Annotated in this window: 17 protein-coding genes; 7 read left to right on the top strand and 10 right to left on the bottom strand. The window is 71.8% G+C overall.

The window, feature by feature from the left end:
- Window positions 1-17: 17 nt before the first annotated feature.
- On the top strand, window positions 18-956 hold the full coding sequence (locus MWU75_RS12270) for a helix-turn-helix domain-containing protein (RefSeq protein WP_247091046.1): 939 nt from the start codon (window positions 18-20) through the stop codon (window positions 954-956).
- A 98-nt stretch (window positions 957-1,054) separates the two neighbouring features.
- On the opposite strand, the gene MWU75_RS12265 is transcribed toward MWU75_RS12270, so the two are convergent.
- From MWU75_RS12265 to MWU75_RS12250, 4 genes are all read right to left on the bottom strand, one after another.
- The gene (locus MWU75_RS12265; protein WP_247091045.1) at window positions 1,055-2,110 is read right to left on the bottom strand and encodes an NAD-dependent epimerase/dehydratase family protein; all 1,056 of its coding nucleotides are present in this window, start codon (window positions 2,108-2,110) and stop codon (window positions 1,055-1,057) included.
- A gap of 23 nt (window positions 2,111-2,133) precedes the next feature.
- The gene (locus MWU75_RS12260; RefSeq protein ID WP_247091043.1) at window positions 2,134-2,931 is read right to left on the bottom strand and encodes a crotonase/enoyl-CoA hydratase family protein; all 798 of its coding nucleotides are present in this window, start codon (window positions 2,929-2,931) and stop codon (window positions 2,134-2,136) included.
- Window positions 2,932-3,062: 131 nt separating this feature from the next.
- Entirely contained in the window at window positions 3,063-5,165 is a 2,103-nt protein-coding gene (locus tag MWU75_RS12255) for a cell wall-binding repeat-containing protein (RefSeq protein ID WP_247091041.1), read from the bottom strand.
- A 175-nt stretch (window positions 5,166-5,340) separates the two neighbouring features.
- Window positions 5,341-6,399, bottom strand: a complete 1,059-nt coding sequence (locus MWU75_RS12250; protein ID WP_247091039.1) for a hypothetical protein — start codon at window positions 6,397-6,399, stop codon at window positions 5,341-5,343.
- Window positions 6,400-6,510: 111 nt separating this feature from the next.
- On the opposite strand from MWU75_RS12250, the gene MWU75_RS12245 reads away from it, so the two are divergent.
- The 4 genes from MWU75_RS12245 to MWU75_RS12230 all read left to right on the top strand — a co-directional run bounded on the left by MWU75_RS12245 (window position 6,511) and on the right by MWU75_RS12230 (window position 9,857).
- Entirely contained in the window at window positions 6,511-6,993 is a 483-nt protein-coding gene (locus MWU75_RS12245; RefSeq protein ID WP_247091037.1) for a SigE family RNA polymerase sigma factor, read from the top strand.
- The gene (locus MWU75_RS12240) at window positions 6,986-8,299 is read left to right on the top strand and encodes a hypothetical protein (RefSeq protein WP_247091036.1); all 1,314 of its coding nucleotides are present in this window, start codon (window positions 6,986-6,988) and stop codon (window positions 8,297-8,299) included. Before MWU75_RS12245 ends, MWU75_RS12240 begins: the two co-directional genes overlap by 8 nt.
- 107 nt (window positions 8,300-8,406) lie before the next feature.
- Window positions 8,407-9,027: a hypothetical protein gene (locus MWU75_RS20330; RefSeq protein ID WP_247091034.1), complete on the top strand. Its 621-nt coding sequence runs from the start codon at window positions 8,407-8,409 to the stop codon at window positions 9,025-9,027.
- The gene (locus MWU75_RS12230) at window positions 8,937-9,857 is read left to right on the top strand and encodes an HNH endonuclease signature motif containing protein (protein WP_247091225.1); all 921 of its coding nucleotides are present in this window, start codon (window positions 8,937-8,939) and stop codon (window positions 9,855-9,857) included. The genes MWU75_RS20330 and MWU75_RS12230 overlap by 91 nt, the downstream gene beginning before the upstream one ends.
- Before the next feature lie 192 nt (window positions 9,858-10,049).
- Here MWU75_RS12230 and MWU75_RS12225 read toward each other — a convergent pair whose 3' ends face one another.
- From MWU75_RS12225 to MWU75_RS12200, 6 genes are all read right to left on the bottom strand, one after another.
- Window positions 10,050-11,399: a DUF6596 domain-containing protein gene (locus tag MWU75_RS12225; protein ID WP_247091032.1), complete on the bottom strand. Its 1,350-nt coding sequence runs from the start codon at window positions 11,397-11,399 to the stop codon at window positions 10,050-10,052.
- 6 nt (window positions 11,400-11,405) lie between these two features.
- Entirely contained in the window at window positions 11,406-11,825 is a 420-nt protein-coding gene (locus tag MWU75_RS12220; RefSeq protein ID WP_247091031.1) for a YciI family protein, read from the bottom strand.
- A 172-nt stretch (window positions 11,826-11,997) separates the two neighbouring features.
- Window positions 11,998-12,702, bottom strand: coding sequence for a DNA alkylation repair protein (locus tag MWU75_RS12215; protein WP_247091029.1), 705 nt, complete (start codon window positions 12,700-12,702; stop codon window positions 11,998-12,000).
- Window positions 12,699-15,116 carry an excinuclease ABC subunit UvrA gene (locus MWU75_RS12210; protein WP_247091027.1) on the bottom strand — a complete coding sequence of 806 codons (2,418 nt, stop codon included), beginning with the start codon at window positions 15,114-15,116 and terminating at the stop codon, window positions 12,699-12,701. Before MWU75_RS12210 ends, MWU75_RS12215 begins: the two co-directional genes overlap by 4 nt.
- Before the next feature lie 39 nt (window positions 15,117-15,155).
- Window positions 15,156-15,662 (bottom strand): VTT domain-containing protein, encoded by a 507-nt coding sequence (locus MWU75_RS12205; RefSeq protein ID WP_247091025.1) that lies wholly within the window; start codon window positions 15,660-15,662, stop codon window positions 15,156-15,158.
- Complete coding sequence (locus tag MWU75_RS12200) at window positions 15,663-16,814, bottom strand: MauE/DoxX family redox-associated membrane protein (RefSeq protein ID WP_247091023.1); 1,152 nt, start codon at window positions 16,812-16,814, stop codon at window positions 15,663-15,665.
- Window positions 16,815-16,902: 88 nt separating this feature from the next.
- On the opposite strand from MWU75_RS12200, the gene MWU75_RS12195 reads away from it, so the two are divergent.
- Window positions 16,903-17,802 (top strand): hypothetical protein, encoded by a 900-nt coding sequence (locus MWU75_RS12195; protein ID WP_247091021.1) that lies wholly within the window; start codon window positions 16,903-16,905, stop codon window positions 17,800-17,802.
- A complete protein-coding gene (locus MWU75_RS12190; RefSeq protein ID WP_247091019.1) occupies window positions 17,799-18,077 on the top strand; it encodes a hypothetical protein in 279 nt (92 codons plus the stop codon). The genes MWU75_RS12195 and MWU75_RS12190 overlap by 4 nt, the downstream gene beginning before the upstream one ends.

The following is an 18,077-nucleotide window of genomic DNA, read 5'->3' as shown; positions in this document are numbered from 1 at the left end:
GGGCTTACCGTAGGCGCATGGACCTGGCCACGCTGGGCATCGCCGCGGACGAGGAGCGTGCCTACCGGCACCTCGTGACGCGCGGCCGCAACCGCGCCACGGACGTCGCGGCGGCGCTGGGGCTGCCCGTCCAGGACACCACCGCCGTCCTCGGCTCGCTCCACGAGGCCGGGCTGGTCTCGGTCGAGGACGAGGTCTACCGGGCCGCCCCACCCGAGCTGGCGCTCCGCAGCCTCCTGGTGCGGCGCCGCGACGAGCTCGGGCGGGCCGAGGCGGCGCTCACCGACCTGGCGGCCGCGTTTCAGACCGGTCAGGGAGATGACTCCCTGCGGACCCTCGTGGAGGTCGTCGTCGGCGCCGACGAGGTGCGGCGGCGCTTCGCGCAGGTGCAGTCCGCGGCCACCGAGCGGGTCCGCGCCTTCGTCAAGGCCGAGCACACCGTGGTGGCTGCCCAGGACAACTCCGCCGAGGGTGAGGCCCTGCGGCGCGGCGTCCGCTATGACGTGGTGGTCGAGCGGCCCCTGCTGGAGCGGCCGGGCATGCTGGAGCAGATCGCGGCCACCGTCGAAGCGGGTGAGCGGATCCGTGCGACCGACGAGCTGCCGCTGCGGATGCTCATCGCCGACCACGACGTCGCGCTCGTGCCGCTGTCGGCCGAGGGCGAGGTCGGTGCGGTCGTGGTGCGACGCAGCGGCCTGCTCGACGCCCTCGTCGGTCTCTTCGAGCGGACCTGGGAGCGGTCCCGGGACGTGCTCGTGCCCCTCGACGGGGGCGAGGAGCTCGACGAGCAGATCGTCTCGTTGCTGCTCCAGGGCTACGGCGACAAGGCCATCTCCCACCAGCTCGCCGTCTCCCCGCGCACCGTGCAGCGCCGGGTGCGTGCCCTGATGGACCGGGCCGCGGCCACCAGCAGGATCCAGCTGGGCTTCTGGCTGGCACAGCGCAGCGACCGGTGACGTAGCCAGCCCTCCGTGACGGTTTCCGGTCCGCTCTGGCACCCGGAGTGGTCGATGTGGGCCCGGCCGGGTGTGGTGGGTTCGGTCCCGCAGGCTGACTACGTGACGGGGCTGGAGTCGCTCTCGGACAGCGACGCGAGCACGTCCCGCTCCTCGTCCCAGGTCAGCCCGGACTTGCGGGCCCCGTGGCCCATGGCGACCCACTCCAGGGTGTCCTGGGCGGTGTCGGCCAGTGGTCGCGGACTCAGCCCCGCGGCCAGGGTGGAGGTCACGTCGCGGTCCCGCATCCCGGCATACTCCTCGTCAGGGAGCCACAGGGGGAGCGAGCGGGGCCCGGCCCACGGGCGCACGTCCTCCCGGAGCAGGGCGTCCGGCTCGGTCCAGACCAGGCGGGTCGGCGGGGGCCGGTCGCGTCCCGGCACCGTCGCGCGCCGCACGCCCTCGGCCGTGCGCGCGAGGAGCTCCTCGAAGGTGGTGGCCGGCGCCACCGTGTCGTAGACGCCCGTGCCGCCCTCCTCCGACATCCGGACCAGCCACTGCGCCAGGTCGCGGACGTCGATGAGCTGGGTCTGCGCCCCGGGCGGTCGCGGCACAAGCACCTTTCCGCCCCGGGAGAGCCGCTCGGGCCAGTAGGTGTAGCGACCGCTCGGGTCACCCGGCCCGGCGATGAGGCCGGGGCGCGCGATGAGGCAGCGGCCGTCCATGGCGCGCTGCACCGCGCGCTCGCAGGCCACCTTGTTGCGACCGTATGACGTGGGGTCGGCGCTGTCGTCGAGGTCGCCGTCGGCCGGCTCGAGGGTGGGGGTGTCCTCGGGGGTGCCGCCGGGCGTCGAGAGGTCGGCGTAGACGCTGATCGAGGACACGAAGGTCCAGTGCCTCACCCGGTCGGCCAGCGCGGCCAGTGCGGTGTCCACCCAGGAGGGCGTGCGGGCGACATCGATCACCGCGTCCCAGTCGTGCGAGGCGAGCCCGGTCCACGTCCCGGCCCGCGGGTCGGTCTCCTCGTCGCGGTCGGCCACGATGTGGTGGGTGCCGCGCGGGGAAGGGCCGCTGTCGCCGCGGGAGAGACAGGAGACCTGGTGGCCGTGGGCCAGGGCCTCCTTCGCGATCGCCTTGGACAGGAAGACGCTGCCGCCGAAGATCAGGAACTTCACGACTCCATCCTGACCCACCTGGCCTAGCGGCGCGCCCGGTCGGCGAAGTCGGCGTGTTCCCGGCCGAAGGCGGCCCTGCGTGCCCGGGCCGTGTTCGGCAGCGCGAGCAGGCGCAGCTGCTCCCGGCGCTCGCGGCCGAAGGTGGCGCGGGCCGTGGAGTTCCAACTGCTCTCGAAGAGCCGCTTCGCGGCGGCCAGCGCGTCGGGCGACCGGGTGAGGAGGGTGGCGGCGAGCTCCTCGGCGGCGGCGTGCGGGTCGGTGGCCTCCGTGGCGAGACCGAGCCGGGCGGCCTCGGTCCCGGAGATGATCTCGGCGGTCATGGTGAGCCGTTTGGCCTCGGCCATCCCGATCTGGTCGGCGAGCAGGCGGACGCCGGCCATGTCCGGGATCAGCCCCCACTTGCCCTCCAGGACCGACCAGCGGGCCTGCGCGGTGGTGAACCGGAAGTCGGCCCCGAGCGCGATCTGCAGGCCCCCGCCGAGACAGTTGCCGTGAACCGCCGCGATGACCGGCAACGGGATGCGGCGCCAGCCGTAGCAGGCCTCCTGGAACGTGTTGGTGCCGCGCCACGGGCGGGGCACGAAGGCCTTGGCCAGCCCGCCGCGGTCGGCCAGGGTCGAGGCGAAGTCCAGTCCGGCACAGAAGGACTCCCCCACCCCGGACAGTATGACGACGCGCACCCGCCGGTCCGCCCGCACCCGGTGCGCGGTGTCTGCCAGGTCGCCGAGCATGTCGAGCGTGAGGGCGTTGAGCTTGTCCGGCCGGTTCAGGCTGACGCGGGCGAGGGGGCCCTCGATGTGACAGGTGATGTGCTCGCCCACGGGCTCCGCCGATCCTCGGTCGCTGGTGCCGTCCCGGGGACCGGCCGGTCGTGGCCGGCCCCCGGGGCGGTGGTGTCCTGCTCAGCGTAGGCGACCCGCCTGGTCTGTCCGGGCGCATCGCTGAGCTGACCTCACTCGTCGGTGTAGTCGAGTGCCTCCAGCGCCTCCTTGACCGACTCCTGGATCACGGCCGTGCCGCCGAGGACCCGCAGGTGCGGCGGCTCCAGCCGCTCCAGCTCGGTCGAGGTCGCCGCCGGGAGCTCGTCGGCCTTGACCAGCAGCACGGGTGAGCCCAGGTGGCCGGCCAGGGCTGCGGCGCCCAGGGCGTCCGGCCAGTCCTGACCGGTCGCGACGAAGCCGAACTCACTGGTGGTCAGCCCCTCGGACAGGGCGGCCGCCGTGGCGTAGCGGTCGGTGCCGCTCACGCGGGTGACCTCGCCCGTGGTGTAGGCCTCCAGGGCCGTCAGGACCTCGTCGGCGACCGACCCGTCCCCGCCCACGACCACGATGTTGCCTGGCGTCAGGGACTCCAGGGCAGCTCGGGTGCTCACCGGGACCCCGTCCTGTCGGACGAGGAGCACGGGTGCTCCGACGGCACCGGCCCGCGCACCGGCGGCCAACGCGTCCGGGTAGTCCAGGCCGGTCGCGACGAACACGGTCTCCGGGGTCTCGAAGCGGGCCGCGAGCGCTGCGGCCGTGCCGTAGCGGTCGACGCCGCTGATGCGGGTCACCGGCCCGTCGGTGAACTGCTCCAGGGCGGCCAGGACGTCGTCGGACACCGCGCCCGAGCCGCCGGTCACGATGATCTCGGCGGGGGTGAGCGCCTCCAGTGCGGTCCGCGTGTCGAGGGGGATGCGGTCCGCCTCGGTGAGCAGGACCGGGCCGTCCTCGTGACCTGCGGGGGCCGTCGCCGTCAGGGCGTCGGGGAAGGCGCGTCCGGTCGCGATGTAGACGACCTCGGCGCCCTCGGGGTAGACGGAGAGGGCGGCGTTGGCGGCCGTCGCGAACCGGTTGAACCCACTCAGCCGCTCGACCGTCTCCGGCCCCTCCGGCTCCGGCGGGACCTGGTCCCCGGCATACGCCACGAAGACCCCGCTGCCCCACTCGACCTGGTTGTCACCGGCAGGATGCACACCGGCGGTGAACGACACGTCGCCGAGGTTGTTGATCCGCGGCGCGCCGCCGAAGACGGGGCTGCCGTCGTGCTGCCCGAGCTGGGCCAGGCCGTTGTCCGTCTGGACCTCATCGCCCTTGCCGACGACCCGGGTCACGGTCTCCCCGTCGGCCACGTAGACGGCCTGGCCCGTTGCGTCGACGGCCCGGAAGACGACCTGGCCCGCGTCGTTGATGTCCGGCGCGAAGAAGTCGAACGACTCGATGCCGTCCTCACCGGCGACGGCGACCTCGGTGGCCGTGGTGCCGTCGAGCCGGAGCACGACCTTGGTGCCGTCGGCGGCCCGGGTGGCGATGGCGGCGACCAGGCCGTTATCGCTCAGCCCGACCGAGTTGTCGAACCGGGAGTATGCCGAGGTCTCGTCCACCGAGGTGGAGGCCGCCATCAGCTGGCTGGTCCCGTCCGCCTCGAAGACCCGGATCTCCACGTCAGTGCTGATGTTGCTCTCGAGGCCGACCTTGCCGGCGATCTGGGCAGCGTCGTTGCCTCGGGGTGTGTAGAGGTAGCCGAAGGGGCTGTCGGGGTCCAGGGAGCTGTCCTGCACGTAGTACACCCCCATGGCGTCCTCGACACCGGCCCAGGCCCGGCCCGACCCGAACGTGCCGCCGAAGGTGATGTCACCCTCCTCGTCGATGACCGGGTGGTTGTAGCTGCTGGGCAGGACCGGGGAGGTCCCCACCTGGTTGACGGTGCCGGCCGCCCCGTCGTAGCGGAAGAGCGCGTTGTCCAGGGCACCGTCGCCGAAGGTGAAGGCGATGTCCCCCGCCTCGTTGAGGCTCACGTCGTTGGGCACCGACTGGCTCTCGGTGCCACGGTGGACGATGGAGCCGGTGCCGTCACCACCGAACCAGATGCCTGGCGCACCGGAGGACGGGTTGCCCTCGGCTGCGGTGTACTGCACCCGGAACGCGACCTGTGCGGCGTCGTTGATGTCCGGGGTGATGCTGTTGAAGCTGCTGCCCGGCGGCAGGTTGAAGCCCTCGTCGTTCACCAGAAGGTTGGTGCGGGCCTGGAGCTCGAGGGTGTCGTAGGCCTCAGCGACCTCGGCTCCGGTGGCCATGGGGGCCGCGCAGAGCGTGGCGAGCAAAGCCGTCGTCGTGAGCGGCACCACGAGGCGTCGAGCATGGACGCGCGTCATCAATGTGAGTCCTTTGAAAGGGGGTTGGGGTCTGCCAATCGGTCTCCCGATAGGCGCAGGCTAGGTCGGTCCGACGGAGGACTCCACAGGGTTCAGGTCAAGTCTCGGCCAGCGTTCGGTCAAGTCGGTCGCGGGCGTCCTTGAGCTCGGCGTCCGCCCGCTTGGCGCTGCTAACCGCCGACGTCAGCTTCTCCAGGGCGTCGTCGTCCTCGGCCCGTGCGGTCTCCAGCTGCTGCTCCAGCTTCTGCAGGCGCTGTCGCGTGGCCTCGGTGCGGTTGCGGGCGGCCTCCACCGAGGCCCGTCGCCGACCGACCTCCTGCTCGGCCACGCTCACGGCTTTCTCTGCCTCGGCGATCTCGCGCTCACGCTCCTGGGCCGCCGCCTCCGCAATGGCCTCCACGTGGTCGCCCTCACCCTGAGCGTCACCGCCCTCCGCATCCGTGTCGGACTCCGCGCTGTCGGACTCCGCGCTGTCGGACTCCGCGCTGTCGGACTCCGCCCTGTCAGGCTCCGTTGCATCGGGCTCCGAGCTCTCCGACTCTGTGGCGTCAGGCTCCGGGGCAGCCGCCTCACGTCCGGTCCGCCCACCCGGGATGGACGTGAGCACCACGCCCGTGCTCGTCGTGGCGGCGGCCTCGGACACGTCGACCTCGCCGAACCCCGAATAGCTCAGCGCGCGCGTCAGCGTGCCCGACCGCAGCACCGCCTCGGCAGCCTCGTCGGCCAGTGCAGCGATGCCGGTGTCGCGCACCTCGGCCTCGACGGTCGCCGTGAGCTTCTGCCCCTCCTCGCCGGCGACCCGGGCGGCCGCCGCCACGAGCGCGGCGAGGACCGCGTCGCGCTCGCCCCGCATGCCGGCGATACCGGCCGCGTCCAGCGCCGAGGTGGCGTGCCGCAACCGCGCACCGAGATCAGCCAGCTCCTCGATGACGGGTTCTCCACGATGCACCAGCTGGTTGAGCGCCCAGGCGGCGACGCTCGGTCGGCGCAGCGCGCCGATCGCCGTGGCGGCGCCCTTCTCTCCCTCGGTCTTCGCGGACTTGACCAGAGCGGTCCGGGTCGCGATGAAGTCCGCCGGTGCTCCGGCATACAGCTGGGTGGCGGCGGCACGGACCAGCCGGTCCTCCGCGTCGAGCGCGTCCTCAGCAGGGCTCACCCTGTCAGCCTACGGATCCCGCGGGGGCCGCGTGGGCTACAACCTTCTGACCGGGTGCTGCGTTAGGGACGGTCGACAGGGCAGAGTGGCCAGCGGCAAGGGAGGTGTCAGGTGCGCCGGGCGCAGGAGGAGTCGTTCGTCGAGTTCGCGACGTCCGTCAAGCCGTGGCTCCTGACGACGGCGTGGATGCTCACCGCCGACCGGCACGCCGCGGAGGACCTCGTCCAGGAGACGCTGGTCCGGGTCTATCTGAAGTGGCCGCGCATCGGGGGTCAGCAGCCAACGGCCTACGCCCGCCGCGTCCTGGCCAACCTGCACACCGACCGCTGGCGACGCACCCGCCGCGAGGTGCTCGTGGACCAGCCCCACGACATACTGACCAACTCCCTGGACACCGAGGTCGTCGACGTGGTGCGCGCGCTGCAGGCCATCGGTCCCCGTGAGCGGGAGAGCGTGGTGCTGCGGCACTACCTGGACCTGTCGGAGAAGCAGACCGCCGAGACGATGGGTGTCAGCGTCGGGGCGGTCAAGGGCTACACCTCCCGCGGGCTGGCGGCCCTGCGGGCCTCGCTCAAGGAGGACGACCGTGTCTGATCGTGATGTGACGGCGCTGCTGGAGCGGGTCGCGGCGCACACCCCGCACCTGGACGTGGACGTGCCGGGGGTGGTGGCCACAGGGCGCCGACGGGTGCGTCGCCGCCGCGTCCTGGCCGGCAGTATGACGATCGCCGCCTCCGCCGGTGCCCTCTGGTGGGGCGTCGGGCCGGGGAGCGGGCTGCTCGGCGCCGAGGAGATCACACCGGCCAGCGTGACCTGGCAGGTGGATGAGCCGACGACCGTGACGATCCTCGACGGGGTGACCCGGGGTGGCGAGGTCGCTCCGCTCACCGTCACCAAGGGACCGGAGGGCTCGTCCGCCACCTTCGTGGTCAGCGGTCATGAGGAGACGGTGGTAGGTCGGCCGATGGCCGGTGGGGCCGACCTGTTCGTCGGCGAGCGCGCCACGGTCCTGATCTGGCGGACCCCGGCAGGGGAGCCGGGCAGCGTGGTCGCTCCCACGACCTACGGCTCGTCGTCGCTGGGCACGGTCGAGGCCGATGGCGACCAGTTGACCTACTGGTACACCCTCGGGGCCGCGGACTACACGCCGCGCGACATCGTCTTCCACGACAGTGATCGGGTCTGGACGGCGGGTGGACAGGTGGCTGAGACGGTGGAGCTGCGCGACGGCGATGTCGATCTCACCGGGTTCGAACTGCCGGACCTGGGCATGATCGGCGTTGCCGATGATGAGACGTTGTTTGAGGTGGACACCACTGTCGGCGTGGGCGGCGTGTTCACGGCGGCGAGGCTGCCGCAGGAGGCGGTGTTTGCGCGTCAGCTGTTCCCGGAGGACGGCGAGCCCGACGGTGTCGTGGCCGGCCCGGTCGTGCAGACCCGTGAGCTGGCCACGGCGGACCTGGCGGTCTTTGACTGGGAGGCGGGCACTGACGCCACGGGAGTGCAGTGGTCCGTCGATGCGCTGGCCTGGCACGACCAGGACCTCGACGACCCGACCGTTGCCGGAGTGGAGGTCGACCCGGTGGATGTCGGGGGCCGGGTGGTGGTGCTCGGTGAGACCTATGTCGTGTCGGCGGACGGCCAGGGTTGGCCGCAGCTGGTGGACGCGGAGGGCATGGTCTTCCTCTCGGTGTCCGACGCGAACGGTCCGTCCGACGGAGGTGTCGTGATGTGGCGCGATGCCTGGTGGCCCTGGGCGCCGCGCAACCACGTGTACTTCGCGGTGGAGGAGGAGACGCTGCCCGCCATCGCAGACGGGGCCGAGCTGCAGGACGTGGTGACCGTCTCCGGGCCGGCCGGCGTGGTGACCCTTGGTGCCGTGCCGGCGCGCGACGGTTGACCGGGCTTGCGTCGCGGGCGCCGGAAGGAGCCCACCCACCCCTGGGACTTAGGCCGGTTGTGGACAGTTGAGGGCGAGTGTCGGTGGCTCGTCATACGCTTGTTCGCATGATGGTCGAGGGGTTCAGCGAGGACGGCGCCGCGGTGCGGCTGCCCGTCCCTGAGCTGCTCTCCGAGCTGAGCGGGGGCGCTCATGAGGTCTTCGACGAGGCGGTCGATGGAGGGGAGTGGTTGACGGACTCCGACCTCGTTGGTCAGATCCGTGGCCTGCAGATCATGGCCGGGTCCGCCCAGGCTGCTCAGGTCGTGCGGATCGCCCAGTTCGCGGCCCGGACCCTGGTGGACACCGACACCGGTCTGCAGCGGGTGGACCGCGGGGTGGGCTTCGTCGACGAGTTCGCCTCCGACACCCTCGCGCCGCTGCTGGGGATGTCGCACGGTCCGGCGGCGACCCGCGTGCGCACGTCGGCCAAGTTGGCCGCTGACCTGCCGCGGACGCTGGCCGCGCTGGCCGCGGGGGACCTTGACCTCTTCCGCGCGCAGGTGATCGCGGAGAGCTGGCCGAGGCCAGTCATGACGTCTGCGCGGCGGTGGAGGAGAAGATCCACCCGTGGTCGCACTCGAAGACGCCCGGCCGGATCCGTTCGCGCATCCGCAAGGAGCTCGCCGACATCGATCCTGACGCCGTGCGGCAGCGCGCGGCCCGGGCGCGCCTTGAGCGGTTCGTGAGCACGCGCGCCTCACACCTGCCCGGCATGACGCAGTGGATGGCGCAACTGCCCGCGGCGGAGTCGGCCCAGGCGTGGGCCGCGATCGACGCCCTCGCCCACCAGAGCAAGCTCGACGACCCCGAGCGCAGTCTCGACCAGTGCCGCGCCGACGCACTGCTGGACCTGATCCTGGGCAACGCCACGATCAAGGCGGCGCTGACGCTGGCGGTTCCCGTCACCGGCACGGCCACGGAGACCGACGCCGGTGCCGAGGTTCCTGCCGGCGACGCCGAGACCGGTGAGGGTGACCTCGTGCCCGAGGCCTTTGGCGGCCCCCGCGCTCCTGACTGCACCGGACCCGCCGGCTCGGCGTGGGAGCAGTACTGGCCGCAGCTGGCCCCCTCCGACCCTGACGGCGTGGGGGTCGAGGTCCCCGGGATCGGCGTGATCCCCGTGCCCCTGGTCCTGTCGATGGCCGCGGACCTGGGGGTCTCCATCACCCGCATGCTGATCGACCCGGAGACCGGGACGACCGTCGAGACCCGCGCGACGGGCTATCGGCCGCCGGCAGGCATTGCCCGATTCGTGCGGCTGCGTGATGCCACGTGCCGCTTCCCGAACTGCTCTCGACGCGCGGAGCGCTGCGACATCGACCACGTGGTGCCCTGGCCCGCGGGCCCGACCGAGGCGCGCAACCTGATCTGTCTGTGTCGGCACCATCACCGTCTCAAGCACGCCACCGCCTGGCGGGCCGAGCTGCTTGAGGACGGTCGCGTGATCTGGACCGACCCCTATGGCCAGCAGTGGGTGACCTATCCCCGCGACCATCGAGAAGTTTCGGCCGCCTGACCTGCGGGTCGCGCGGCCGGGGCCGAACAGCCGAGGGAGTGACCGAGCACTGCAGCACGTGTGACGCGAGTGCCCAGTCGGTGCTGCCTGCCTTCGAGTGCCTGCCCAGTCGGTGCTGCCGTGACGTGCGACGTTGTGCCGAGCGGTGGCTGCCCCACCTTCGGGCCGTTTGCACTCTCGGTGCAACCTCGGTCAGGTGCTGGCCGGCAGTGCGTCCAACTTGGTCCTCAGGACTTGGCGCTCCGCCTCGTTGCCGCAGAGCCGCAGCGCCTCCTCCAGCTCCTCGCGCGCTTCGTTGGCCCGCCCCAGGCGAGTGAGCAGCTCACCTCGCACAGTGGGGAGCAGGTGTGAACCCTGGAGGGTCTTGTCCGTCCTCAGCCGGTCGACGATGCGGAGAGCCGTGGCCGGTCCCTCGGCCATCGACACCGCCACAGCACGGTTGAGGTCCACGACCGGGGAGGGAGCCAGTTGTCCGAGCGCCTCATACAGCACCACGACCCGATCCCAGTCCGTGTCCTCGAAACGCGGCGAGGTCGTGTGGCACTCCGCGATCGCGGCCTGGAGACCGTACGCACCCAGACCGCGTCCCACTGTCGCCGCTCGTCGGAGCGCCGCGCTCCCACGCCGGATGGCGGACCGGTCCCAGCGTCGCCGGTCCTGGTGGTCGAGCAGCACGGGTCGCCCCTCCGGGTCGAGCCTGGCCGGGAAGCGTGCGGCGGTCAGCTCGAGCAGGGCGAGGAGACCGTGGACCTCGGCCTCCTGCGGCAACAGCTGGGCGAGCACCCGGGACAGTCGGATCGCCTCGTGCGCCAGGTCGGTGCGCATCAGGGTCGATCCAGCCGTAGCGGTCGATCCCTCGGTGAAGATGAGGTAGATGACGGACAGCACCTGGCTGAGGCGCTCGGGCCGGTCCTGCTCTGCCGGAACCTCGAACGGGACCTGAGCCGCCGCGAGGGTCTTCTTCGCCCGGGTGATGCGTGCCTGGACCGTCGCGGTCGGCACCATGAAAGCCCTCGCGATCTCCTCGCTGCCGAGCCCGCCGACCACGCGGAGTGTCAGGGCCACGCTGGACTCCCGGGAGAGCACCGGGTGGCAGGCCACGAAGATCAGGGCCAGGACGTCGTCGTCGATGCGGTCCGGGTCCCACAGCAGATCGCTGTGGCTTGCGCCAGCACCGACGCCACCGGGACCCGCACCCTCCCAGGAGCCAGCCAGCGGTCCGGCCGCACCTCTGGACGCTCCAGCCGCCGCCTCACCCTCGGAGAGGTCGCGAGCGAGCGCGGCGTAGCGGTCGGTGAGGGCGGAGCTCCGGCGGAAGTGGTCGATGGCCCGTCGCTTGCCCACTGTCATCAGCCATCCGGCCGGCGATTGGGGCACCCCGTCCCGCGGCCAGGAGATGAGGGCCTCGGCGAGCGCCTCCTGGGCCAGGTCCTCAGCCAGGGCGAAGTCCCCGGTGACGCGGGCGAGCGCGCCGACGAGGCGGGCTGACTCGATGCGCCAGACCGCCTCGACGGCAGCTCGGGGATCAGACTCCTGGGGCACGGACCCTCATAGCTGGCCGGTCGACTCCCGCCACGCCCGCTCCTTCTGGATCCACTTGTTGTCAGCAGGGAACTCGTCGATGCTCGGGACGCGACGGATCTCGGCCTTCGTGCCCGGGCCGGCCAAGGGTGCACGCTTGGCCCACTCGACAGCCTCCTCCTGGGAGGCGACGTCGAGGATCCAGAAGCCGCCGAAGAGTTCCTTGGTCTCACCGTAGGGACCGTCGGTCACCACGGGCGGGGTCGAGGAGTAGTCGACGACCACGCCCTTCGCGGCATCGTCCAGACCCTCGGCGGCGACCAGGACACCCGCGGAGATCAGGTCAGCGTTGTACCTGCCCATGGAGTCCATGACCTCGGTGAAGTCGACATCCGCGAAGGCTGCTTCGGCCTCGTCGGTCGAGCGCATGATCAGCATGTACTTCATCGTTCTGCTCCTGGGTCGTGGAGTGACCTCGGTGGTCCCTCTCACTCTCTGGTCGAACGGGCCGGATCCAGATCGACAGACCCGGCACAGAAATTCTTGCGCGATCGACAAGGCCCCGCCACTGCGGTGGCCACCGACCGGAGAGCCCTGTGCACACGACCGGAGCACACCCCTACCCCAGGTGCTTCAGGGCCTCCCGGCGGCTCAGCGGACTGAGCTCATGGGCAGCAGCGAAGTCCAGGACCCACTCCGGGTCGGTCTTGGCGAGCTCGCGCAGCGCCCACCCGATCGCCTTGCGGATGAAGAACTCCGACCCGAACTCACTGCCCGGCAGGTTAACCTCCAGGCAGTGCCCGAGGAGCGCCCGATCAGTCTCGCCCTTGGCGGGCAGCTGGGACAGGATCGCGGCCCGCCGCACCCACAGCGAGTCGTCCTCGGCCCACGCCCGCACCACCGGCGTCGCCGCCTCGCGGTGCCGCAGCAGCACGGGTGCCACGTGGTGACTGGCGATGTCGTCGACCAGGTCCCACCACGCACCGGTCTCTGCCAGATAGCGGTAGAGCTCAAGGGTGCCGACGCCGCAGTGCTCCCGATAGCGCCGGTGCCCCGCGAGCGCCAGCGCGGCGTAGCGCTCCTCCCGGTAGGTCGCCTCGTCCCACAGCGCTCGGACGGTCGCCTCCCAGGTGGCCCGATCGCCGAGCCAGTATGACGAGTCGCTGAGGATCGGCTTCAGCGTCGCCCTGAGCACGGGGCTGGTCAGCCCACGGAAGGGCATCGCGGACTTCATGTAGCGCTGCTGCCCGGCCGCACGCTCGGGGTCGGCCGCTGCGGCGAGCGCCTCCCGGACGGCCTCGACCAGCGAACGGTGAGCGGTCACGCCACGTAGTCGCGCAGGTGCTGCCCGGTCAGCGTCGAGGCGTCGGCGACCAGGTCGGCGGGCGTGCCCTCGAAGACGACCCGCCCGCCATCGTGGCCGGCGCCGGGACCGAGATCGATGAGCCAGTCGGCGTGCGCCATGACGGCCTGGTGGTGCTCGATGACGATGACCGACTTGCCGGAGTCGACCAGGCGGTCCAGGAGCGCGAGCAGGTTCTCGACGTCGGCCAGGTGCAGACCGGTGGTGGGCTCGTCGAGGATGTAGACCTCGCCCTTGTCACCCATCTGGGCGGCCAGCTTGAGCCGCTGGCGCTCGCCGCCGGAAAGCGTCGTGAGTGGCTGGCCGAGAGTGATGTAGCCCAGCCCGACGTCCTCGAGCCGCGTCAGGATCTTGTGGGCCGCGGGGATGCGGGCCTCGCCCTCGGCGAAGAAGTCCTCCGCCTCGCCCACCGACATCGACAGCACCTCGCTGATGTTGCGCCCGCCGAGGGTGTAGTCCAGCACCGACGCCTGGAACCGCTTGCCGTCGCACTCGTCGCAGGTCGAGGCCACCCCCGCCATCATCGCCAGGTCCATGTAGACGACACCGGCGCCCTTGCACGTCGGGCAGGCGCCCTCGGAGTTGGGGCTGAACAGCGCCGGCTTGACCCCGTTGGCCTTGGCGAACGCCTTGCGGATCGGCTCCAGCAGGCCGGTGTAGGTCGCCGGGTTGCTCCGGCGCGAACCCTTGATCGCGGTCTGGTCGATGACGACCACGCCGTCCTGGCGGGCGAGCGAGCCGTGGATCAGCGAGCTCTTGCCGCTGCCGGCGACGCCGGTGACGGCCACGAGGACCCCGGTCGGCACGTCGACGTCGACGTCCTGCAGGTTGTGGGTGTCGGCGCCGCGGATCTCCAGGGCACCGGTCGCCGTGCGCACCGAGTCCTTCAGCCTGGCCCGGTCGTCAAGGTGCTGCCCGGTGAGGGTGTTGCTGGCACGCAGTCCCTCGACCGTCCCCTCGAAGACCACCTGGCCGCCGTCGGTCCCGGCGCCGGGGCCGAGGTCGATGGCGTGGTCGGCGATGACGATCGTCTCGGGCTTGTGCTCGACGACGAGCACGGTGTTGCCCTTGTCGCGCAGCTGCAGGAGCAGGGTGTTCATCCGCTGTATGTCGTGCGGGTGCAGCCCGATCGAGGGCTCGTCGAAGACGTAGGTGATGTCGGTGAGCGCCGACCCGAGGTGACGGATCATCTTGGTGCGCTGTGCCTCGCCACCCGACAGCGTCCCGGAGGGGCGGTCCAGCGACAGATAGCCCAGCCCGATCTCCACGAAGGAGTCCAGCGTGTCGCGCAGTCCCTCCAGCAGCGGAGCGACCGACGGCTCGTCCAGGTCCCGGATCCACCCGGCGAGGTCGCTGATCTGCATCTGGCAGACGTCGGCGATGCTGAGGCCCTTGATCTTGGAGGAGCGGGCGCCCTCGTTGAGCCGTGTGCCGTCACACTCCGGGCAGGTGGTGAACGTGATGGCCCGGTCGACGAAGGCCCGGATGTGCGGCTGCATCGCCTCGCGGTCCTTGGACAGGAAGCTCTTCTGGATGCGGGGGATCAGCCCCTCGTAGGTGACGTTGATGCCCTCCACCTTGATGCGGGTGGCCTCCTTGTGGAGGAGGTTGGACAGCTCCTTCTTGGTGTAGTCCCTGATCGGCTTGTCCGCGTCCAGGAAGCCGCTGCCCATGAAGATCCGGCCGTACCACCCATCCATGCTGTAGCCCGGGATCGTCAGGGCCCCCTCGCGCAGCGACTTGCTGTCGTCATAGAGCGCGGTGAGGTCGAAGTCGGTGACATTGCCGGTGCCCTCGCAGCGGGGACACATGCCGCCGGTGATGCTGAACTCGCGACGCTCCTTGACCTTCTCACCACCCTTGTCCAGGGTCACCGCCCCCGCGCCGGAGATCGAGGCGACGTTGAACGAGAAGGCCTTCGCCGAGCCGAGGTGCGGCTGGCCGAGCCGGCTGAACAGGATGCGCAGCATCGCGTTGACGTCGGTGGCGGTGCCGACGGTCGAGCGGATGTTGGCGCCCATCCGCTCCTGGTCGACGATGATCGCGGTCGTCAGCCCCTCGAGGTGGTCGACGTCGGGCCGCGCCAGGGTGGGCATGAAGCCCTGCACGAAGGTGCTGTAGGTCTCGTTGATCAGTCGCTGCGACTCCGCGGCGATGGTGCCGAAGACCAGCGAGCTCTTGCCCGACCCGGAGACCCCGGTGAGCACGGTGAGGCGCCGCTTGGGGATCTCGACGCTGATGTCCTTGAGGTTGTTCTCCCGCGCACCGCGCACGCGGATGACGTCGTGCGCGTCGCTGGCTGGCGCGGCGTCCGGCGGTGCCTGGACGGTGTCGCGTGGGGCGGACGGCGGCGTGGCGGTCGTGGCTTCCGGCATAGCCCCCGATCCTGCCACCCGTGACCGACATCCCGCTTGTCAGACGTCGGTGGGCCGGTCCTGCTTCCTGCGGTGGGCGAGGACCATGGTCACGACCACGACCAGCAGGATGGCGAGCAGTCCCGCCAGCGCGAGCGGCGAGCCGGCGATGGCCGCCAGTGCCGCACCCCACATCGCGAAGCCGATGGTGGCGTAGAGCAGGCCCCAGGCCACGGCACCGGGGATCTGCACGAGCGTGAACAGCGGCCAGCGGATCCGCAGCATCCCGGCCGCCGCGATCACCAGGGTCTGGAAGCCGACCGTGAGATAGCACAGCGGGATCATCACCAGCCCCCACTTCTCGATCGCGGCGCGGCCCCGCTGCGGTCCCTCCCCCTGCAGCCAGTCGTGCACGCTGGCCCGCCACCCCTGCACCGGGTGCGTGTGCGCCAGGGCCTGTTCGGTCACCACGCGGGCGAGCCAGTAGGTCGCCTGACCCCGGACCATGGCCCCGAGGAAGAGGACGAGCAGGGCGATCCAGAACGGTCCGTCGAGCAGACCCTCCACTCAGCGCGCCCCGGCCGACCGGGAGGAGGCCGAGTCGGACTCGCTCCCCTCAGTCGCCCCGTCCGTCGTCTCCTCCGACTGGGCCCACTCCTGCGCCACCCGCTCGGACTCCAGCCGCTCGGCCTCGGCGGCGTGCTCCTCGTTGAGACGCACGGCCTCGGCGTTGGCCTCGCGTGCCGCCGTGATCTGCTCGGTCAGGTCGGCGACCAGCTGCTCCACGGCCTGGTGCCCCTGCACCGGTCCGCCGGCGAGCAGGCCGTCCATGCCCAACAGGATGGCCGCGGGGCGCCCCGGCTGTCCGAAGACGCTGCCGACCGCGCCGCCGACCTCCTGGACGTAGAACGGGTCCCACGCCGGGACCAGCTCGCGCGCATTCTCGTGGGTCATCGCGTGCAGCACCCGGAAGTCGATCTCGGGCACCTCCCTGGCCCAGTCGGCCACCCGGCCGGTGATCATCTTGCATGGCCCGCACCCCGGGTTGAGCAGCAGCAGCACCTGCGCGCGCTCGCCGGCCAGGTCGCGCAGCGACGTCTCGGCGCCACCCTCCTGGGCGCGCACCGGGACGTCGGGGATCGGCAGCCGCAGGTAGTCCTCCTCCGGCTCCATCACCTCCAGCTCGTCCGCGGCCGGGGCGTCACCCTCGCGCACCACGAGGTAGGTCACCGCCGCCGTGACGACCAGCCCGAGCACCCACCACCAGTCGGTGCCCAGGTCGCCGAACCGGGCGATGGCCGAGCCGCCGGTCGCCGCGTCGACCACGGTCACCAGGGCCACGGCCACGAGCACCGCGTTGCGGGTGACGGTCCACCCGTCGACGGTCCCCGACCCGAGACTGCCGAAGCAGTTGCAGGAGGCCTCCTCGCCGGAGGCGACCACACGCCATACAAGAAGCAGGTACGTCGTGAAGAGGGCCAGTGCGACCACCGCCACCCCGAGGGAGGCTGGGTGGGGCAGGGTGAGCAGGAGGACGGCCAGGACGATCTCCGCCCACGGGTGGGCGCGCAGCAGCCAGGGCCGGTTGAGGGCGTCGGGCACCTTGAGGGCGATCATGGCCTCCGCGGTCCCCTCCGGGTGCCGCAGCTTGCCGACGCCACTGGCCACCAGGACGGCCGCCAGCAGCAGCCAGGCGGTGAGGGCAGGGGTCAGGTCCACGCCCTCAGGGTACGTGGCCACCTCCGCGAGGCGTAGTCGTCGAGGTGCTGTTCCCGGCGTTGACGTGCGAGTCTCTAGGCTGGGGATTGTGGAGACCGCCTGGGAAAGCGCCGCCGAGGGAGCCGCGGACCGCGCCGTGGGGAGCGCCACGGACAGTGCCGTGGAGACGGCCGTCGTGCCCCTGCGGGTCCTCGACACGGACGTGGACGTCGTCGTCTCCGGGGAGGGGGCGGGCGCGTTCGCGCGGACCGTGGCCGAGCGGTGGCACCTGGCCGTGGCGGCCCTGGCGGTGGGGGCACCGGCGGTGGGGGCACCGGCGGAGGAGGGTCCGGTCAGCGTCGAGGTGGAGCTGGGCGGCGGGGGCCAGGGTCGTCCCGACGGGGTCCTGCGGGGCACCGACGAGCGCTCGCTGCTCCAGCGGCTGACCCAGGAGGTGACCCGGGCCGCGATCCACGCCCGGACCGGTGACCTGCTGATGCTCCACGCGGGGGCCCTGGCCCATCCGGTCACGGGGGCCGCGGTCGTCCTCGTCGCGCCCGGCGGCACCGGCAAGTCGACCGCCTGCCGGGTCCTAGGGCCGGCCCGCAGCTACCTGAGCGACGAGACCGTCGGCATCCGCCGGGACGGCACGATCGCGCCCTACCTGAAGCCGATCTCCACCCGGCGCCCGGACTGGGCCGGCATCAAGGACGAGGTGGCGCCGTCGGCGCTGGGGCTGGTGGCGCCGTCGGTGCCCGCACGGCCCGCCGGCGTCGTCCTGCTGCGGCGCGAGGACGGCCGCGAGGGCGAGCCGGAGGTCACGCCGCTCGACACGCTCGAGGCGCTGACCGACCTGGCGCCCGAGACCTCCGGGTTCATGGGGACCGACCGCCCGCTCACCTGGCTCGCCGACCTGCTGGAGAGCACGGGGGGCGCGGTCCGGGTCACGTACGGCGCGGCGGAGGACCTGGCGCCGCTCGTCGACGAGATCTGCGGGAGGGTGCCGTGACCGGCGACCTGGGCTCGAAGAGGGTCCGCTCCGTCACGGTGCTCGACGAGGTGGTCCGCGGCGACGAGGCCGTCGTCCTCGTCGGCGGCCAGGTGCTGCGGGTCAGCGCCCTGGCGCACAGCCTGCGGGAGTTCGCGACCGACTGGATCGGTCTGGAGGAGCTCGGCGACCGACTGGCGCAGCGGCACGGCGCCCCGCCCGGCGACGCCGTCGAGCTGTTGCGCACCGTGATCACGGATCTCGAGGCCGCCGGGCTCGTCGAGACCAGGGACTGA

This window comes from Ornithinimicrobium sp. F0845 (assembly GCF_023015765.1).
GTDB lineage: Bacteria > Actinomycetota > Actinomycetes > Actinomycetales > Dermatophilaceae > Ornithinicoccus.
The sequence above is the reverse complement of the archived record's forward strand: the minus strand, read 5'-3'. Positions and strand labels throughout refer to the sequence as shown.

Coding starts and splice junctions, on each gene's coding strand:
- MWU75_RS20330 (WP_247091034.1), top strand. CDS start 8,407: ATGATGGTCGAGGGGTTCAGCGAGGACGGCGCCGCGGTGCGGCTGCCC.
- MWU75_RS12270 (WP_247091046.1), top strand. CDS start 18: ATGGACCTGGCCACGCTGGGCATCGCCGCGGACGAGGAGCGTGCCTAC.
- MWU75_RS12220 (WP_247091031.1), bottom strand. CDS start 11,825: ATGAAGTACATGCTGATCATGCGCTCGACCGACGAGGCCGAAGCAGCC.
- MWU75_RS12210 (WP_247091027.1), bottom strand. CDS start 15,116: ATGCCGGAAGCCACGACCGCCACGCCGCCGTCCGCCCCACGCGACACC.
- MWU75_RS12255 (WP_247091041.1), bottom strand. CDS start 5,165: ATGGCCACCGGAGCCGAGGTCGCTGAGGCCTACGACACCCTCGAGCTC.